We start from the raw sequence: 16,400 nt of genomic DNA, 5'->3' as shown, positions 1-16,400 counted from the left end.
TGGGGGATAAAAGTGGCAAATTCAATTATAGATAGACCAATATATAATGTGATTACTTATATTTATGCATTTTTAGTCACTAATTTTTATTTTTTTATAGCGAATAGCCTATTCGTTTTCGCGTTTTACTTTGTCGAGTTTACAATAGAAAACATTCTTTTGTTTTATGTAGCTATTCTCCCTTTTGGTCCTTCAATTACTGCTTTATTAGCAACTATGGATAAATTAGTGAAAGATAAGGTTATTCAACCAACAAAGGATTATTGGCATTTTTATGGTACTAACTTCAAGGTAACAATGAAGTATTGGCTAATACAATGGTCTGTTATAACTATTCTAATTATCGATATTCATTATGGAAATTTATACTTTTCACTATTATCTCCAATATTTTTAGTGTTTATCTTGGTAAATGTAGCAATTATGCTTTATGCGTTACCACTTATGACACGTTTTGAAGTGAAAATAAAAAATTTGTTTCTAGTTTCGTTTTATGCGAATTTCCGTTTTTTTAAAACTACCTTATTAAATATGACAACCATTGTTGCACTAGGAATTATCTATTATGCAGTCCCAAGTATTTTTATCCTTTTCTTAATGAGCATAACCTGTTTTTTCATCATGTTTAATATTCAACGCCCACTTAAACAAATGGAAATTGATTTATCAACTGAGTCAATTTCATAATTACAATATCAAACCACTCATAAAATAGATGGTTTGGAATATAAGTGGTGACTAAATTGGTATTATAAAATTGATTAAACTAGTAAATAAATAACAGTCTGTGAGGTTTTTATCATGAAACGTAAGTATCTACTGATAATCAGCATCGTGATAATTGGTTTGGCCGTGCTATTGTTTTTTTTAACTGATCAAGAAAAAGTTGCCAATGGAATTAAGCAATCACCTGAAATTTTGATTACAGAGAGTGAAAAGGTAGATCAAGTAACAATACAAATGGATAACACGGTTACCTTAGAAAAGGTTGAAGAAGAAACATGGACGATTAAAGATAGTCAACAAGCTGCAGATCAAGAAAAAATACAGAGTGCTTTAACAACCTTATTTAGCTTAGAAGGTGAAAAAGTAGATGTGAAGAAAAAGGATGTCGGATTAGATTTTCCACAAATTAAGTTGAAGGTTGGCTATTCGGATAAAGATACAGAAGAAACATGGACAATCGGTGATTTAAATGCAGCAGGTTCCGCTTATTACGTAGAGAATCAAAATGCGGGTACCATCTATCTTGTTGCAAGCACATTAATTGAAACGTTGCCATTACAAAAGCAAGGTTACACAGATAATCAAATTATTACGATTACATCTGAAACAGTTAATAAGATGACGATAGATAATGGAGCAGAAACAATAGAACTTACAAATGATGCTCCTTATCCTGAAGAAGAATCACGTGCAAACATAACGGGATGGTATGTGCATGTGCCTTATAGTGGATATTATAACGCAGCATACTCTAAAATGTCAGATATGATTTATGCAATTGATCAATTTGAAATGACTGAACTAGTTTCCACCAATCCAACTGATTTGAGCGAATATGGATTAGATGAAGCAGATTTCACAATAACGTTAGGGTCAGCTGAAAAAACAGAAAAAATAATAATTGGTGATCCAGCTGCTGGTGGTAATTATTATGCTATGTTAGACGGTAAATCAACTGTTTTTACGATTAATAATCAGTTATTAGATTTATATAGCTATCAGGCATTTGATCTATTGGATGGTTATGTAAAAATTATTGCTCTAGATGTTATGAATCAACTAAAAATAGAGTCCGCAGAAATTTCGGCTGCTATTATGATGGAACATACTACGGAAATAAACGCGGAGGGTGAAGAGGAAATTGCTTCTACTTTTCGTTTAGATGACAAAATATTAGACGAAGATACATTTCGTGATGCGTATAAGTTTGTAGCGGGTTTGAAGGTGGATAAAGTAGCTAAGGATGATGTCACTTATCAAGATCCAGAAATAGAGTTGACATATGTCATAAATATAGAAAATGATCAACAAAAAGAAGTTAACGTCGCATTTGTGCCATATGATGAAACACATTACGCTGTATTTGTTGACGAAGTAGTAGACTTCTTAGTCTTAAAAGATGATGTTAGTCAGATGCTAGAAGAGATGAAAAAGATTACAAAATAAAAGGCTTCTCGTAAACTATAATTTTTCCGATGGCTAGTTGTGTAAAGGAAGATCCCTTTAATTGATAATAGTTATTAATTAGTGTACATTAAATAGTAACAATACGTATAATAAAGGGGAATATATCATGCAAATATACTGGACTAAAATAAATAAGATCATTGAAGAAGCGGCTGAGGTGAAAACGTACCTACTCGACTGTCCGAAAGACTATACATGGGAAGAGGGAGCACACATCCACTTCGCACTGGAAGGTTTTAATGCAGGAGAAAAACCAAACCGCAGCCTAATTCGCCATATGTCAATCTCCACTTTACCGAACGAAAATTTAATTGGAATCACAACACGTATTAAAGAGCAGTGTTCTGAGTTTAAAGCGATTTTAAGAAATCTTAAAGTCGGCGATGAAGTTGCAATCTTTAAAACGCATTCAAATATACCGCTTAAAAGAGAAGACAAAAATGTGTACCTGCTATCATCAGGAGTCGGCTTGGCGACTTTTAGACCGCTTGTACTAAACTATTTCGAACATCAAGACAACGTTAATCAAATTCATTCCTTGAACATCGATTCATCAAAAGATTTCTTATTCACTAACATTTTTAAAACCGCATCTGAGAAGAATTTTACGTCACGGTTCGTCGACAACCGTAAAGACTTCTATGAAGAAGTGAAAAATCTCGCTTCAGACAAGGATGGACACTTTTATATTGTCGGTAGTGACGAATTCCTTGTCCAAAATATTGAAGTACTACGTGAGCAAGGCATCAACCCAGAACAGATTATGCTCGATAAGCATGAACAACAACTGCCTAATTTTTTATGATTAATCTTGTAAGTTTAACCCGAGATATTTTTAATGATAACCCCTAAATAGATGTTCAATTAATTGGTGCGATATCAGAATGAGAGCAATTGCTTCTAGCAGAATTGTGGAAGATGGAAGTGTCCGAAAATACTCTTAAGAGTCTGTTTTAAAAAACAGGCTCTTTTATATTTAGAAATGAAAATAGTTAGATTTCATAAAAAACCTATATTAGTTTACATCCCTCCATATCTTTTTGCATTTGATGTTGCATCCAATAATTAACGCTCCGTATAGTGCCCAGCTTAAGATCACTGCTAATGCCTTTGCTATAGTTTTGTTTTAAGTTTAAATATCGATTATGTCCTTCCTCATTTAAATAATAAAAATAGACTGAATAAAACGAATATGGTGTGAAACATTGATGGTTTTAATCTTTCGCTAGATCAAGCTAAGTATTCTTTAATTCCCTGAGTTGAAAGGAATTTGGGACACCCATGTTTTTGTTTGAATTGAATATTTACATATTAATGGAATATAACAGCAAAAACTTTTAAGTTTCTGGTATGGTATAGATATGAGGAATTGTTGGGTTGTTGAAAATTGTAATCAAAGGATAGCTATAAGGAGGAGTTTTGAGTGACGTCTTGGGCTGTTTGGATTGCAGGAATAGCATTGGTGGGATTAGTCTATGCGATTTATAGCGTATTTTCTAAAAAAACGATAGGTTTATATATTTCTGCAGTTGTCCATTTTGTTTTGGTAGTTTTGTTATTACTTTTCAATGTGTTTCAAATGGAATTTATAATTATGATATGTGCATTGGTGCTTGCGGTTCTTGAAATGATCGTAGGAATTATATTAAACAATTCTCGAATTATTAGAAAAGTAATTCATATAACAAATTTTATATTACTTGTTATTTTATTAGTTTTAGGCTTCTTTTCGGTTTTCGGACAGCATTTCGTTCCACAACAAGATCCCTACCTAGCAGAACACATACAAATCATGCTCATTTATGTTATATGGGGAATAGGTTACTATCTACAAATAAGACAATCAACTATGAGAAACTTTATAATTATTTTCGTTGTTTTCTTAGTGATGCAGGCACTGAACTTCTTCTTTGCATATTACGTTATTACCTTTTTAGAGTTTTTCTTAGAATAGGTTTCTCGTATTTTTGGAAGTTTTTTTCAGTATCGCTATAGAGTACAATTCAACATTAACATTGTAAAACAAATACGCAAGTTAATTTTAAAGGAGTGGGGGTAGTTCTACTGTGCAAAGGTGCGAGAAATGTTTAATTAAATTTAGCTGGAGCCAAATTTACAAATCCCAAATCGGAAATAATCAACCTATGAATTGCAAGGAATGTGATACAGAACATTTTATAGAAACTTCTTCAAAGGTCATCGTGTTTTTGATGATGCTAGTGATACTTTCATTAACGTTATTTTTAATAGAAGGGTTTTTATATACCTCATTTGTTTATTATTTATTGGCGGTATTAATATCAATAGGCATTCCCTCAATTTTATTTCCTTTCATTGCTAAATTTAAATCCAAATACCGTACTGATTATGAATCGAATTAATAAAAAGAAGTTGATATAGTTTTATTTAACAAACGTGAGCGATACTGGAAAAGCTGTAGTGGACTAACGAACCGCAGAGTTGAACAAGGAGAGAAAATATATTTAGAAACGATGGAGAATTAAAATGGCTTATGAATTTAGTGTCATGACACAAAAGCAAGCAGAAAATATTGCATTTAACTGGCATTATGAAGGCGAATATTCATTTTATAATATGGAATCTGATGAAGAAGATTTAGCTGAATTTTTAAACCCAGAAGAGCGAGGGAAATCAACATTTGCTGTAACAAAAGAAAATGAATTGGTTGCGTTCTTAAGTTTTAGTAAAGTTGCCGTCACAACTTGTGATATTGGTTTAGGAATGAGACCTGATTTAACTGGACAAAGCAATGGTGCAGAGTTTTTGAGGGCAGGTATTAACTTTATTCAATCTGAAATTAAACCTAAAAAAATCACATTATCAGTTGCAACTTTTAATCAAAGAGCAATAAAGTTATATAGAAAGGTCGGATTTCAAGGTATAGAGACTTTTATGCAAGATACAAATGGAAGTACATTCGAGTTTCTAAAGATGGAGTATAAATGTTAAAAACTCCTGTTAAAGAAATTGGTTGTTTAGTGGAACAAGGTGCTGTTGATGTCGCAGCTCTAATTGCTTGTTGAGCTGACGTAGCAGGTTTGTTGAACAAAGAAGCGTGTTCTGACTATGCTGAAGTGGAGTTAATAAGACGAGGAGATTGTTCAATGGGATATAGTTTGTATTTAGTTAAACCAACAGTGAATTTAAAGGAAGAGTATCTCAATTTTTATAGCGAGTGGCTAGATAGTGGTGAAAATATGGTACCTTGGGTTATTCAAAATGACCCTTCAAACTTTGAGAGTATGGTATCTTCTTTAGAAGATAATGAAAGTGCTACTAACCTTCCAAAAGGGTGGGTTTCTCATTCAACATATTGGTTAATAAACGATATGAATGTAATTATTGGGGCAGTTAATATAAGGCACCAATTAACAAATATTCTGTTAGAAAGTGGCGGACATATTGGTTACGGTATCCGTCCTTCAGAAAGAAGAAAAGGCTTTGCAACAAGATTATTGGCTTTATCTCTTATAAAAGCAAAAGAATTGGGTATAAAAAAAGCTTTAGTAGTTTGTGATCATGATAATGTAGGTTCATTCAAAACAATACTTAAGAGTGGAGGTATTCCTGACTCAGATTTTACAGAGGAAGATGGAAATATTATAAATAGATATTGGATAGAACTTTGAGTCTTATTACATTAACGGATGTAATAGTTAAACAAGGGATTATCGATAACAGCATCCCTATCTTTCATTTAATGGATTTAAGAGGATTTTAATTTAAAATAACTATGTGTCTAACAGTGTTTGAATACTTAGTGGGTTTAGTAGAAGAGCGTTAATGTAAAATGAAATAGACAAATAAATAATTAGATTTATATATGGGTAGATAATTTGGCGAACAAAAAGTTGTTGAAGTAACTCAGTAGGTTAATTGAATAATACATATTATTAAGGGGTGGAATATTTTGAATAATAATTTAAAGTCTTTATCCATTATCATTTTAGGTTTGTGTATTCTTGCGGGAAGTTGGTTTATCTCACAATCATTAAGTTCCAGTCAGGAGATAGAAGTAAAGACAGAACAAGAACAGTTCAGATATGAATTTTTATCTCCAAATGAATCTAACATTATCATCTTTGATAAACAGACTGGTGAATACTGGAGAAAATTTATCACACCGAATGAAGGGCCAAGTAATTGGGAGAAACAAGATTCACCTGTTTCCACCATTTCAGAATAGTAGTTTATATTATGATAGCGTGTACGATGTTTCGCTAATATGTAAGTTAATAGATGGGGAAATATTTAAATTGGGGTGGGAATGGCTTGGAAGACAAAATAGTAAATATATTGAAGGAAATCCCTAAAGTTGAACAAGGTAAAAAAGTTGTTCTTGGAATAGATGGATTAATTCGTTCAGGGAAAACAACATTTGTAAGATACATTGAACAGTATATTCAGGAAAAAAACATTTCGGTTTGTATTTTTCATATAGATGATTACATTGTAGAAAGAAAAAGGCGCTATAACACTGGCGATGATGAGTGGTATGAGTATTACCATTTGCAATGGGATATAGAGGGGCTCAAAGAGAATTTATTCAACAGACTAAAAAAAACGAATGAACTAAACTTACTAACTTATGATTATAGTTCTGATAAACAAAAATTACAGACAGTTAAAATACCTGATACTTGTCTAATTATAATCGAAGGCGTATTTTTACAACGAAAAGAGTGGAGACATTTCTACGATTTTATGGTTTATTTGGATTGTTCAAGAGAAAAGAGATTTAATCGTGAAAGTGATGTAACACAAAGTAATATCGAAAAATTTGAAAAGAGATACTGGAAAGCAGAAGACCATTATATGAGAAGAGTTTCACCATTAGAAAGAGCTGATTTAGTGATTCAAAATTAAACTAAAATAAATTGCTTGAAGTTTTCAGATCGCTTCGATTTCATTATTACTCATTGCAGGATTAGTGGGGACATGGTAGTAGAGAAGGTTTAAAAACAAGACCTCTTGTTTTTACATGATTTTATATCCTTATTGTTCTGTTTTTATTGTAAGCGTTTACTTATATAATATAAATATAAAGAAAAGGTACTTCTACTCATCATGCAGTAAGGAGAGAATATAAAATGAGTAAACATATGAAAGCAAGTGGAGAGCAATCAAACCTCGCTGTTGATACAGCTACAAAGATTGGATTAGATAAAAAGGCCAAAAAACCACAGCTTCAACCAAAAAAGAATGGCTTTTGGAAAAGAGTTAATAATCAGAAGGCATTAATTTTAATGGCCTTACCATTTATACTTTGGTTATTTATTTTTAAGTATATACCAATCGCAGGGTGGACAATGGCATTTCAAGATTATAAACCACAGAATGGTTTATTTAATCAAGAATGGGTAGGCTTGGATCACTTTAAAGATTTATTTAATGAGCCAATGTTCTATCAAGCTTTAGAAAACACATTGGGCATGGGGATTTTAGGAATAATATTTGGTACATTAGCCGCAATTATTTTCGCATTATTACTAAATGAAATGCGATTTCAGACATTCAAGAAGTTTACCCAGACGGTATCTTATTTACCGCACTTTGTATCTTGGGTTATTGTAGCGAATATCGTGACAACTATGCTATCGCAAGATGGACCGATCAATGCAGTATTAATGGGTTTAAATATCATTGATGGACCAATCAGTTTCATGTCCAATCCTGATCTATTTTGGGGCATTATAACTGTATCAGATGTTTGGAAAGAAATGGGTTGGAATGCAATTATTTATTTTGCTGCAATGGCAGGTGTTGACCCACAGCTTTATGAAGCAGCAAAAGTAGATGGTGCCAGCAGGTTTCGCCAAATGTGGCATATCACATTACCAAGTATTCGCCCGGTCATTATCGTTCTATTAATTTTAAGCATTGGAAACTTAATAAACATTGGTTTTGAAAAACAAATGCTATTAGGAAATAACGTTGTTGCGGATAAAGCACTAGTTATTGATTTATATGCTCTAGATTATGGTATTGGGATGTTCCGTTATTCCTTTGGTACAGCAATTGGTATATTTAAATCCGTGATAAGTATTATCCTGATTTTAATAGCAAATGGTTTTGCCAAACGAATAGGTGAAGGAAGAGTATTTTAATACAATTTATAAATAGATTATCCTTCATACCAAGGCACATTATGGAAAGGAGAAACACCATGGCTAAGAAAAAGTTTACAATGTTTGATATTTTACTATTAATCTTAATGTTCTTCGTATTAGTTCTTACACTCTATCCATTTTTAAATATACTAGCAATCTCATTAAATAATGCGATAGATACCGCTAGAGGCGGGATTAATATATGGCCAAGAGAATTTACTTTTGCAAACTATACGGAAATTTTTGGTAGTAATGATCGACTATTACAAGCACTATTTATGTCGATTCTAAGAACTGTAGTTGGGACGATAACAGGTATCATTGCGAGCACTATGCTAGCTTATACACTAAGTCGTCGTGATTTTATTTTTAATAAGCAAGTAGGTTTTTTATTAGTAATTACGATGTTTATCAGTGGAGGATTAATTCCTGATTATATGTTAATTAGAGAGCTTGGCTTAATTAATGACTTTATGGTGTATATTCTACCATTGTTAATTACAGCATTTAACGTCATTATTATCCGGTCCTTTATGGACAACATACCAATGGCGTTGACAGAATCAGCAAAAATTGATGGAGCAAATGACTTTACTATTTTCTGGCGTATCGTGATTCCATTGAGTTTACCAGTTATCGCGACGATCGCTCTGTTCTTGGCGGTAGGGCAATGGAATATGTGGTTTGATACGTATTTATATGCTAGATCAAGTGATAATTTAACTACTTTGCAATTTGAGTTAATGAAAATACTCGACAATGCTAATATCTCGGGTGGAGATGTCACCTCACAAAATGCTGAGGTTTTAGCAGGTCAAACAAATCCACAATCTATTAAAATGGCAATCACTATTATTGCAACAGTACCAATTTTAATGGTGTATCCATTCTTACAAAGATATTTCGTTACAGGACTTACTTTAGGTGCTGTGAAAAGTTAATTATGTTATTAATGAAAATTAATATAAAGTATTCATTTACAAAAAATGGAGGGGAAATGATGAAAAAGCATTTATCTATATTCATGTTGGTATTGATCTTTGGTGCACTTATCTTAGCAGGATGTAGTGACGACTCGTCAAGTTCATCAGACGATTCAAATGATGGAGGAAATTCGGATGAACCAGTCACACTTACATTCTTTAGTGCCGACGGGGAAGAGAAAGAGTTTAATGATCCTGTAGCTCAAAAAATCACAGAAGAAACTGGTGTTAAATTAGACATTGATTATCCAGTTGGTGGAAATGATGAAACAATTCCATTAATGATAGCAAGTGGGGACTATCCAGATTTAATTTATGCGAAAGGTGATATAGGAAAGCTGATTGACGCTGGTGGCGTAATTAAATTAGATGAGTTAATTGAAGAAAAAGGCGATAATTTGAAAGCGCTTTATGGCGATAATTTAAACCGTTTACGTAATACACTTGATGATCCAAGCATATATACAGTAGGAACCTATGGTGTAGAAAATGCATATTGGGCAACGAGTGGAACGTTCCAACTTCAATTAGATGTCCTACGTGAATTGGGATATCCGGAAATTAACACATTAGAAGAATTTGAAGCGGCACTGACAGAATACTATGAGATGTATCCAGAAATAGACGGTCAAAAAACGTTACCTTTATCATTACTAGGTAGTGATTGGCGTTGGTTGATTACTGTTGGTAACCCAGCTGGTTTTGCAGCAGGTCTTGAGGATAATGGCCAATGGGCTGTTGATAATGAAACTGGAGAGACAACTTATAAGTTCTTACTTCCAGAAATGAAGGAATATTTTGAATGGCTGAATGGGATGAATGCAAAAGGATTGTTAGATCCAGAATCGTTTACCCATACGTATGATACGTATATTTCCAAATTATCATCCGGTCGTGTATTAAGTGTTGCTGACCAAGATTGGGATATCGCAGATGCAGATAAAGCGTTAGTATCAGACGGTAGAGAAGAAAGAACGTACGCACCATTACCTGTAACACTTGGTGATGACTATCAATCTAAAGGATTACAAGACTATGGTTTTGCTGGTGGATGGGGTATTGCAATCTCTTCTACAAGTGAACATCAAGATGAAGCATTTGAATTTTTAGATTGGATGGCATCAGAAGAAGCTCAGATTCTTGTTAACTGGGGTATTGAAGGAGAAAACTATGACATAGTTGATGGTAAACGGGTAATGAAAGAAGAAGACCGTGAGCGTATGAACACGGATAGTGAATATGGCAAGGAAACGGGTGTAGGATATTATATCTATCCATTCCCACAAATGGGTAACGGTGCAGTTGATTCGACTGGTCAATCGATTACACCAAATTCAGAACAAGATATTATTGACAACTTTAATAGTGTTGAAAAAGAAGTGTTAGCAGAATATGGCATGACTAACTGGATTGAGTGGTTCCCTGCAACAGAAGATTTAGGTGTAACAAAACATGGTACGGTTGCAAACTATACTATTCCATCTGGTAGTGATGTTCAAATTATTCAGCAAAAAGCGGATGATTTAACTGAACAACGAATAACACAAGCAATTTTAGCTGATCCAGCAGAGTTTGACGAGATGTGGGAAAGCATGATTAAAGATCTAGAAGCAATGGATATTGAAAAGGCAAATCAAAATATGACGCAAATGACGCAAGATGTTATCGAACTTTGGCAAACAAACTAATAGAACATGTAACAAGCCTGTTTCCATACGGATACGGGCTTGTATTTTAAAAAAAGAAAGATGTGAAGTAAATGAATACAAAGCTCTATTTGTGTTTTGATGTCGGTGGAACGAACGTTAAATATGGAATATTAACCGCTGAAGGAGAATTTATTAAGAAATCGAGCTATCCAACTAGAAAAGAAACAGCTGATCAATTTATAGCTGATATGGTAAATGTTATTGAGACCATAACAGCGACAAATGTAATCGAAAAGATAGCAATTAGTTTTCCAGGCTTTATTAATCCTAGTACTGGATTTGCAGCACTTGCTGGTGCAATAGATGTTCTAGATGGAACAAATATAAGAACGCTACTCAGTCAAAAAACTTCCTTACCAATTATCATAGAGAATGATGCCAATTGTGCTACACTTGCTGAGAAACATAGTGGGAACGCTATCAATTGTAACGATTTTATTTGTATGACGATTGGAACTGGAATCGGTGGCGGTATTTTTATTAATGGTGAGATTGTACATGGTCATGCTTTTCAGGCAGGTGAGTTTGGTCTAATGACCGTAAATGGTTTAGACAATGGTTATCAGAATTTACACGATATTGCCTCAACAAGTGCCTTAATTAATAACTATAAAGAGATAAAAAAAATCGATCAAGAAACAAGGATAGAAGGTGAAATAGTATTTGAAGATGCCCTTGTTAATCCTGAAGTTGAAGCAATGCTTGATCGCTGGTTTTCCTATGTAAGTGCAGGCATATTTAATCTCGTTGCTACATTAAATCCTGAGAAAATTTTAATCGGTGGCGCAATTAGTGTAAGAGAAGACTTGTACGAGAGAATTAACGATAAATTAAAGCAAATTTATAATTGGAAGGACATTAAAGTGCCAATTGAGGCTTGCCACCACCACAATAATGCAGGACTTTTAGGTGCTTTGTTTAAAGCGGTTCAGACAGAGCAACTACACACTTAAGGCAGGAGGAATTGAATTGATAAATAAAGCATTACCGAAGATTTGGTATGGGGGAGACTATAATCCAGAGCAATGGGACCAAGAAACTTGGTCAGAAGATGAACGGATGTTTACATTAGCAGGTATTGATGTTGCAACTATCAATGTTTTTTCTTGGGCACTTAACCAACCATCTGAGAATACGTATGATTTTAGTTGGCTCGATGAAACGATTGACCGTCTATATGAAAAGAATGTGTATGTTTGTTTAGCTACAAGTACAGCTGCACACCCAGCTTGGATGGCTAAGCGTTATCCTGATGTGCGACGCGTAGATTACGAAGGGAGAAAGCGTCAGTTCGGTGGTAGACATAACTCTTGTCCCAATAGTCCCACCTATCGAAAATATGCAAGTAGAATGGCAGAAAAATTAGCTGAACGTTATCAAAATCATCCAGCTGTTTTGATTTGGCATGTTTCAAATGAATATGGTGGATATTGTTATTGTGACAACTGTCAAAAAGAATTTCGAGTTTGGCTCAAAGATCGTTATCAGACACTTGATGCAGTTAATCAGGCATGGAATACGACATTTTGGGGGCATACATTTTACGAGTGGGATGAAATAGTCGTGCCTAATGCTTTAAGTGAAGAATGGGAACATGGCAATAATACGAATTTTCAAGGAATTTCACTAGATTACCGTCGTTTTCAATCTGATAGTCTACTAGATGTGTTTAAACTAGAACGGGATCAATTAAAAAAACATACACCCGCTATTCCAGTTACAACAAATTTAATGGGCTTTTTCCCGGAATTGGATTACTTCAAGTGGGGAAAAGAGATGGACGTTGTATCATGGGATAACTATCCATCAATTGACACACCAGTAAGCATGACGGCAATGACACATGATTTAATGCGCGGCTTAAAAAGTGGTCAACCTTTTATGTTAATGGAGCAAACGCCTAGTCAACAAAACTGGCAAGCATTTAACGCACTAAAGCGACCTGGCGTTATGCGACTTTGGAGCTACCAAGCAGTTGCCCATGGTGCAGATACGGTAATGTTTTTTCAATTACGACGTTCACGTGGTGCAACAGAGAAATATCATGGGGCTGTAATTGAACATGTTGGCCATGAACATACAAGAGTATTTAAAGAAAGTGCAAAATTAGGTGAAGAATTAGGCATCCTTTCTGATCAGATTATTGACAGTAGGACGCATGCAAAAGTTGCAATCGTGTTTGACTGGGAGAATCGTTGGGCTATTCATTTATCAAGTGGTCCATCCGTAGCGCTTGATTACGTAAAGGAAGTGCATAAATATTATGACGCCTTTTATCAAAAGAACATTCCAGTTGATATCATCGGTGTAGAGGAAGACTTGAGTCAATATCAAGTCGTAATCGCGCCTGTATTATATATGATCAAAGCAGGTCATGCTGATCGTTTGAAGCATTTCGTTAAAAATGGGGGGACATTTGTTACCACATTTTTTAGTGGGATTGTAAACGAGAATGATTTAGTGACACTTGGTGGTTATCCTGGTGAACTTCGTGAACTAGTAGGAATATGGTCAGAAGAAATAGATGCATTAGAACCTTCACATACAAATGCAATGGTATTTGATACAGCTATTGGCGCATTGCAAGGCTCGTACACATGTAACAGTTTATTTGATCTGATACATGCAGAAGGTGCTGAAGTTCTAGCAACCTATGGGTCTGATTTTTATCAAGGAATGCCAGTTTTAACAAAGAATACGTTTGGTCAAGGAGATGCGTATTATGTAGCGTCAAGTCCAGATCCTACATTTATGCGTGATTTTATTGAAAATATCTGTACAGATAAGAATATAGATACATTGATGATAGCGGCAGAAGGTGTAGAAGTAACGGAGCGTGTGAAGGATTCGGTTTCCTACTTGTTTGTAATAAACCATAATCCAGAAGACGCAAGCTTTGAAGCTGGAGAAATAGTATATAGCAACCTGATTACAAATGATACGTATACCGGAACAGGTAAAATAAAAGCGCGAGATGTGCTCGTTTTAAAACAACAATAAAGGGGTTTTAATAGATGAAATTCACAGATGGAAATTGGCTTGAAAGAGAAGGGTATCAGATTCACTTTCCTAGAGTCGTACATGAAGTTATCGAAGAAGAGAATGCAGTTACATTATATGCTCCTTGTAAGTTTATAAACCACCGTGGTGATACACTAGATGGACCATTACTTACTATTAAATTATCAGCACCAATAAATAACGTTGTACGGGTGCAAACTTGGCATTTCAAAGGTGGAAAAGAAAGGTATCCGAATTTTGACGTGAAAGAAGAACGAAAATCAATCGATCTTACGTCAGAACAAGAAACAGTATCTTTTTCTAGTGGAGAATTAAAATTGACAATAAATAAGGAAGTATTTGGCCTCGTTTTTGAAAACGCTATCGGAAAATTAACGGCAGTTGATAGTAAAAGTTTAGCATGGATTGAAGGTCCAGAAGGAAAAACATTTATGCGTGGACAATTAGGTTTAGGTGTTGGTGAGAATTTATATGGTTTAGGCGAACGCTTTACGCCCTATGTGAAAAATGGGCAGTCAGTAGATAGTTGGAATAAAGATGGTGGAACAAGTTCAGAACAATCTTATAAAAATATTCCATTCTATTTAAGTAATAAAGGTTATGGTGTGTTCGTCAATCATCCAGAAGAAGTTAGTTTTGAGCTTGGATCTGAATTAGTGTCTCGTTCTCAATTCAGTGTAGAGGGAGAATATTTGGATTACTATTTAATTAATGGTCCAACACCAAAAGAAGTAGTGAGTCGCTATACAGAACTTACTGGAACACCAGCATTACCACCAGCATGGTCTTTTGGACTATGGCTATCGACGTCATTTACTACTGATTATAATGAAGAAACGGTTATGCATTTTGTTGATGGTATGGAGAAACGAGGGATTCCGTTAAGCGTATTTCATTTTGATTGCTTTTGGATGAAGGAATTTGAATGGAGTAATTTTATCTGGGATCGACGTAATTTTCCGGATCCAGAAGGCATGCTAAAACGCCTGAAAGATAAGGGATTAAAGATATGTGTATGGATTAACCCGTATATTGCACAAAAATCGGAGTTGTTTAAAGAAGCATGTGATAACGGCTATTTACTGAAAAAAGCAAATGGCGATGTATGGCAATGGGATCGTTGGCAAGCTGGTATGGGCATAGTTGATTTCACAAATCCAGATGCAGCAACATGGTTTCAATCCAAACTGAAAGTGCTTATTGATATGGGAGTAGACTCATTTAAAACAGATTTTGGCGAAAGAATACCAACAGACGTAGTATACTTTGATGGATCAGATCCCCAGAAAATGCATAACTATTATGCTTATAAATATAATGAAGTCGTATATGATTTGTTGAAAGAAGAAAAAGGATCAGAAGAAGCGGTAGTATTCGCACGGTCAGCTACAACAGGAGCACAGCAATTCCCAGTACATTGGGGTGGAGACTGTGATTCAACGTATGAGGCGATGGCGGAAAGTTTACGTGGAGGTTTATCATTAACAACATCCGGATTCGGTTATTGGAGTCATGATATTGGCGGCTTTGAAAATACGGCGACTCCTGATGTATTTAAAAGATGGACTGCATTTGGCTTACTATCAAGTCACAGTCGTTTTCATGGTAGCTCTTCTTATCGTGTACCATGGAATTTTGATGAAGAGGCTGTAGCTGTTGCGCGCCATTTCACAAAATTGAAAAATAGTTTGATGCCGTATTTATATGGGCAAGCAGTAGCAAATAGTAAGACTGGGGTTCCAGTTATGCGCTCGATGCTACTTGAATTTCCAGAAGATCCAGCTTGTGAAACACTTGATCGCCAATACATGTTGGGCGACTCCATTTTAGTTGCACCAATTTTCAATGAAGAAGGACTCGGTTCGTTTTATTTACCAGAAGGAACGTGGACGCAGCTTTTAACTGGTGAAGAAGTAGAAGGTGGAAAATGGATTAAACAAAACTATGATTATTTTAATCTGCCATTGTTTGTTCGAGAGAATAGTATTTTACCAATTGGCGTAAATGAGGAAAAACCTTCATATGACTACAATAATAATGTTACTTTTGAATTATATCAGATTAAGGAAGGTACCCATGTTGAGAAACATCTCTATGATACTTCTGGCAAACTAACTGGCTCGTTAACTGTTTCACGCCAAGGGAACGTTTTAGAGGTTGAAACAGACTTAACAGAAAAGCCTTACCACATAAAGTTAATAGGAGAAAAAGGTAATATTTCTGCATCAAATGGGAGCATAAAGTTGGTTTCATATGGTACAATGATCTCACCAAAGCTTGGAACTACTAAACTGTCTATTACGCTGTAACGTTTGAAAAAGATTTTAGTTTTAAGATGCGGTCTATAAATTCCGAAACTTATC

Annotated in this window: 15 protein-coding genes; all 15 read left to right on the top strand. The window is 34.7% G+C overall.

What is annotated here, in order from left to right; translation table 11 throughout:
• Window positions 1-12 precede the first annotated feature (12 nt).
• The 15 genes from D2K62_RS09825 to yicI all read left to right on the top strand — a co-directional run bounded on the left by D2K62_RS09825 (window position 13) and on the right by yicI (window position 16,346).
• The gene (locus D2K62_RS09825; RefSeq protein ID WP_112181874.1) at window positions 13-687 is read left to right on the top strand and encodes a YesL family protein; all 675 of its coding nucleotides are present in this window, start codon (window positions 13-15) and stop codon (window positions 685-687) included.
• A gap of 114 nt (window positions 688-801) precedes the next feature.
• Window positions 802-2,172 carry a DUF4340 domain-containing protein gene (locus D2K62_RS09820; protein ID WP_112181873.1) on the top strand — a complete coding sequence of 457 codons (1,371 nt, stop codon included), beginning with the start codon at window positions 802-804 and terminating at the stop codon, window positions 2,170-2,172.
• 127 nt (window positions 2,173-2,299) lie between these two features.
• Window positions 2,300-2,998 (top strand): dihydropteridine reductase, encoded by a 699-nt coding sequence (locus D2K62_RS09815; protein WP_112181872.1) that lies wholly within the window; start codon window positions 2,300-2,302, stop codon window positions 2,996-2,998.
• A 618-nt stretch (window positions 2,999-3,616) separates the two neighbouring features.
• Window positions 3,617-4,147, top strand: coding sequence for a hypothetical protein (locus D2K62_RS09810; protein WP_112181871.1), 531 nt, complete (start codon window positions 3,617-3,619; stop codon window positions 4,145-4,147).
• A 112-nt stretch (window positions 4,148-4,259) separates the two neighbouring features.
• Window positions 4,260-4,574, top strand: coding sequence for a TIGR04104 family putative zinc finger protein (locus D2K62_RS19465; protein WP_112181870.1), 315 nt, complete (start codon window positions 4,260-4,262; stop codon window positions 4,572-4,574).
• A 124-nt stretch (window positions 4,575-4,698) separates the two neighbouring features.
• Window positions 4,699-5,163: a GNAT family N-acetyltransferase gene (locus tag D2K62_RS09800; RefSeq protein ID WP_112181869.1), complete on the top strand. Its 465-nt coding sequence runs from the start codon at window positions 4,699-4,701 to the stop codon at window positions 5,161-5,163.
• 155 nt (window positions 5,164-5,318) lie between these two features.
• Window positions 5,319-5,843 (top strand): GNAT family N-acetyltransferase, encoded by a 525-nt coding sequence (locus D2K62_RS09795; RefSeq protein ID WP_112181868.1) that lies wholly within the window; start codon window positions 5,319-5,321, stop codon window positions 5,841-5,843.
• Between the two features lie 281 nt (window positions 5,844-6,124).
• Window positions 6,125-6,400, top strand: a complete 276-nt coding sequence (locus tag D2K62_RS09790) for a hypothetical protein (protein ID WP_112181867.1) — start codon at window positions 6,125-6,127, stop codon at window positions 6,398-6,400.
• A gap of 86 nt (window positions 6,401-6,486) precedes the next feature.
• Window positions 6,487-7,080 (top strand): kinase, encoded by a 594-nt coding sequence (locus D2K62_RS09785; RefSeq protein ID WP_232828000.1) that lies wholly within the window; start codon window positions 6,487-6,489, stop codon window positions 7,078-7,080.
• Between the two features lie 224 nt (window positions 7,081-7,304).
• Complete coding sequence (locus D2K62_RS09780) at window positions 7,305-8,321, top strand: ABC transporter permease (protein ID WP_369974646.1); 1,017 nt, start codon at window positions 7,305-7,307, stop codon at window positions 8,319-8,321.
• A gap of 59 nt (window positions 8,322-8,380) precedes the next feature.
• Window positions 8,381-9,265, top strand: coding sequence for a carbohydrate ABC transporter permease (locus tag D2K62_RS09775; protein WP_112181865.1), 885 nt, complete (start codon window positions 8,381-8,383; stop codon window positions 9,263-9,265).
• A 59-nt stretch (window positions 9,266-9,324) separates the two neighbouring features.
• Complete coding sequence (locus D2K62_RS09770; protein ID WP_117161373.1) at window positions 9,325-10,995, top strand: ABC transporter substrate-binding protein; 1,671 nt, start codon at window positions 9,325-9,327, stop codon at window positions 10,993-10,995.
• A 71-nt stretch (window positions 10,996-11,066) separates the two neighbouring features.
• Window positions 11,067-11,969: an ROK family protein gene (locus tag D2K62_RS09765; RefSeq protein WP_112181863.1), complete on the top strand. Its 903-nt coding sequence runs from the start codon at window positions 11,067-11,069 to the stop codon at window positions 11,967-11,969.
• Window positions 11,970-11,985: 16 nt separating this feature from the next.
• The gene (locus D2K62_RS09760) at window positions 11,986-14,016 is read left to right on the top strand and encodes a beta-galactosidase (protein WP_117161372.1); all 2,031 of its coding nucleotides are present in this window, start codon (window positions 11,986-11,988) and stop codon (window positions 14,014-14,016) included.
• A 14-nt stretch (window positions 14,017-14,030) separates the two neighbouring features.
• Entirely contained in the window at window positions 14,031-16,346 is a 2,316-nt protein-coding gene (gene yicI, locus D2K62_RS09755) for an alpha-xylosidase (RefSeq protein WP_112181861.1), read from the top strand.
• Window positions 16,347-16,400 lie beyond the last annotated feature (54 nt).

Source organism: Paraliobacillus sp. X-1268 (genome assembly GCF_003426095.1).
GTDB lineage: Bacteria > Bacillota > Bacilli > Bacillales > Amphibacillaceae > Paraliobacillus_A > Paraliobacillus_A zengyii.
The sequence above is the reverse complement of the archived record's forward strand: the minus strand, read 5'-3'. Positions and strand labels throughout refer to the sequence as shown.

Excerpts from the sequence above, each read along its gene's own strand:
- D2K62_RS09820 (WP_112181873.1), top strand. The coding sequence starts at position 802 with ATGAAACGTAAGTATCTACTGATAATCAGCATCGTGATAATTGGTTTG.
- D2K62_RS09815 (WP_112181872.1), top strand. The coding sequence starts at position 2,300 with ATGCAAATATACTGGACTAAAATAAATAAGATCATTGAAGAAGCGGCT.
- D2K62_RS09800 (WP_112181869.1), top strand. The coding sequence starts at position 4,699 with ATGGCTTATGAATTTAGTGTCATGACACAAAAGCAAGCAGAAAATATT.
- D2K62_RS09795 (WP_112181868.1), top strand. The coding sequence starts at position 5,319 with ATGGGATATAGTTTGTATTTAGTTAAACCAACAGTGAATTTAAAGGAA.
- D2K62_RS09780 (WP_369974646.1), top strand. The coding sequence starts at position 7,305 with ATGAGTAAACATATGAAAGCAAGTGGAGAGCAATCAAACCTCGCTGTT.
- D2K62_RS09775 (WP_112181865.1), top strand. The coding sequence starts at position 8,381 with ATGGCTAAGAAAAAGTTTACAATGTTTGATATTTTACTATTAATCTTA.
- D2K62_RS09770 (WP_117161373.1), top strand. The coding sequence starts at position 9,325 with ATGAAAAAGCATTTATCTATATTCATGTTGGTATTGATCTTTGGTGCA.
- D2K62_RS09765 (WP_112181863.1), top strand. The coding sequence starts at position 11,067 with ATGAATACAAAGCTCTATTTGTGTTTTGATGTCGGTGGAACGAACGTT.
- yicI (WP_112181861.1), top strand. The coding sequence starts at position 14,031 with ATGAAATTCACAGATGGAAATTGGCTTGAAAGAGAAGGGTATCAGATT.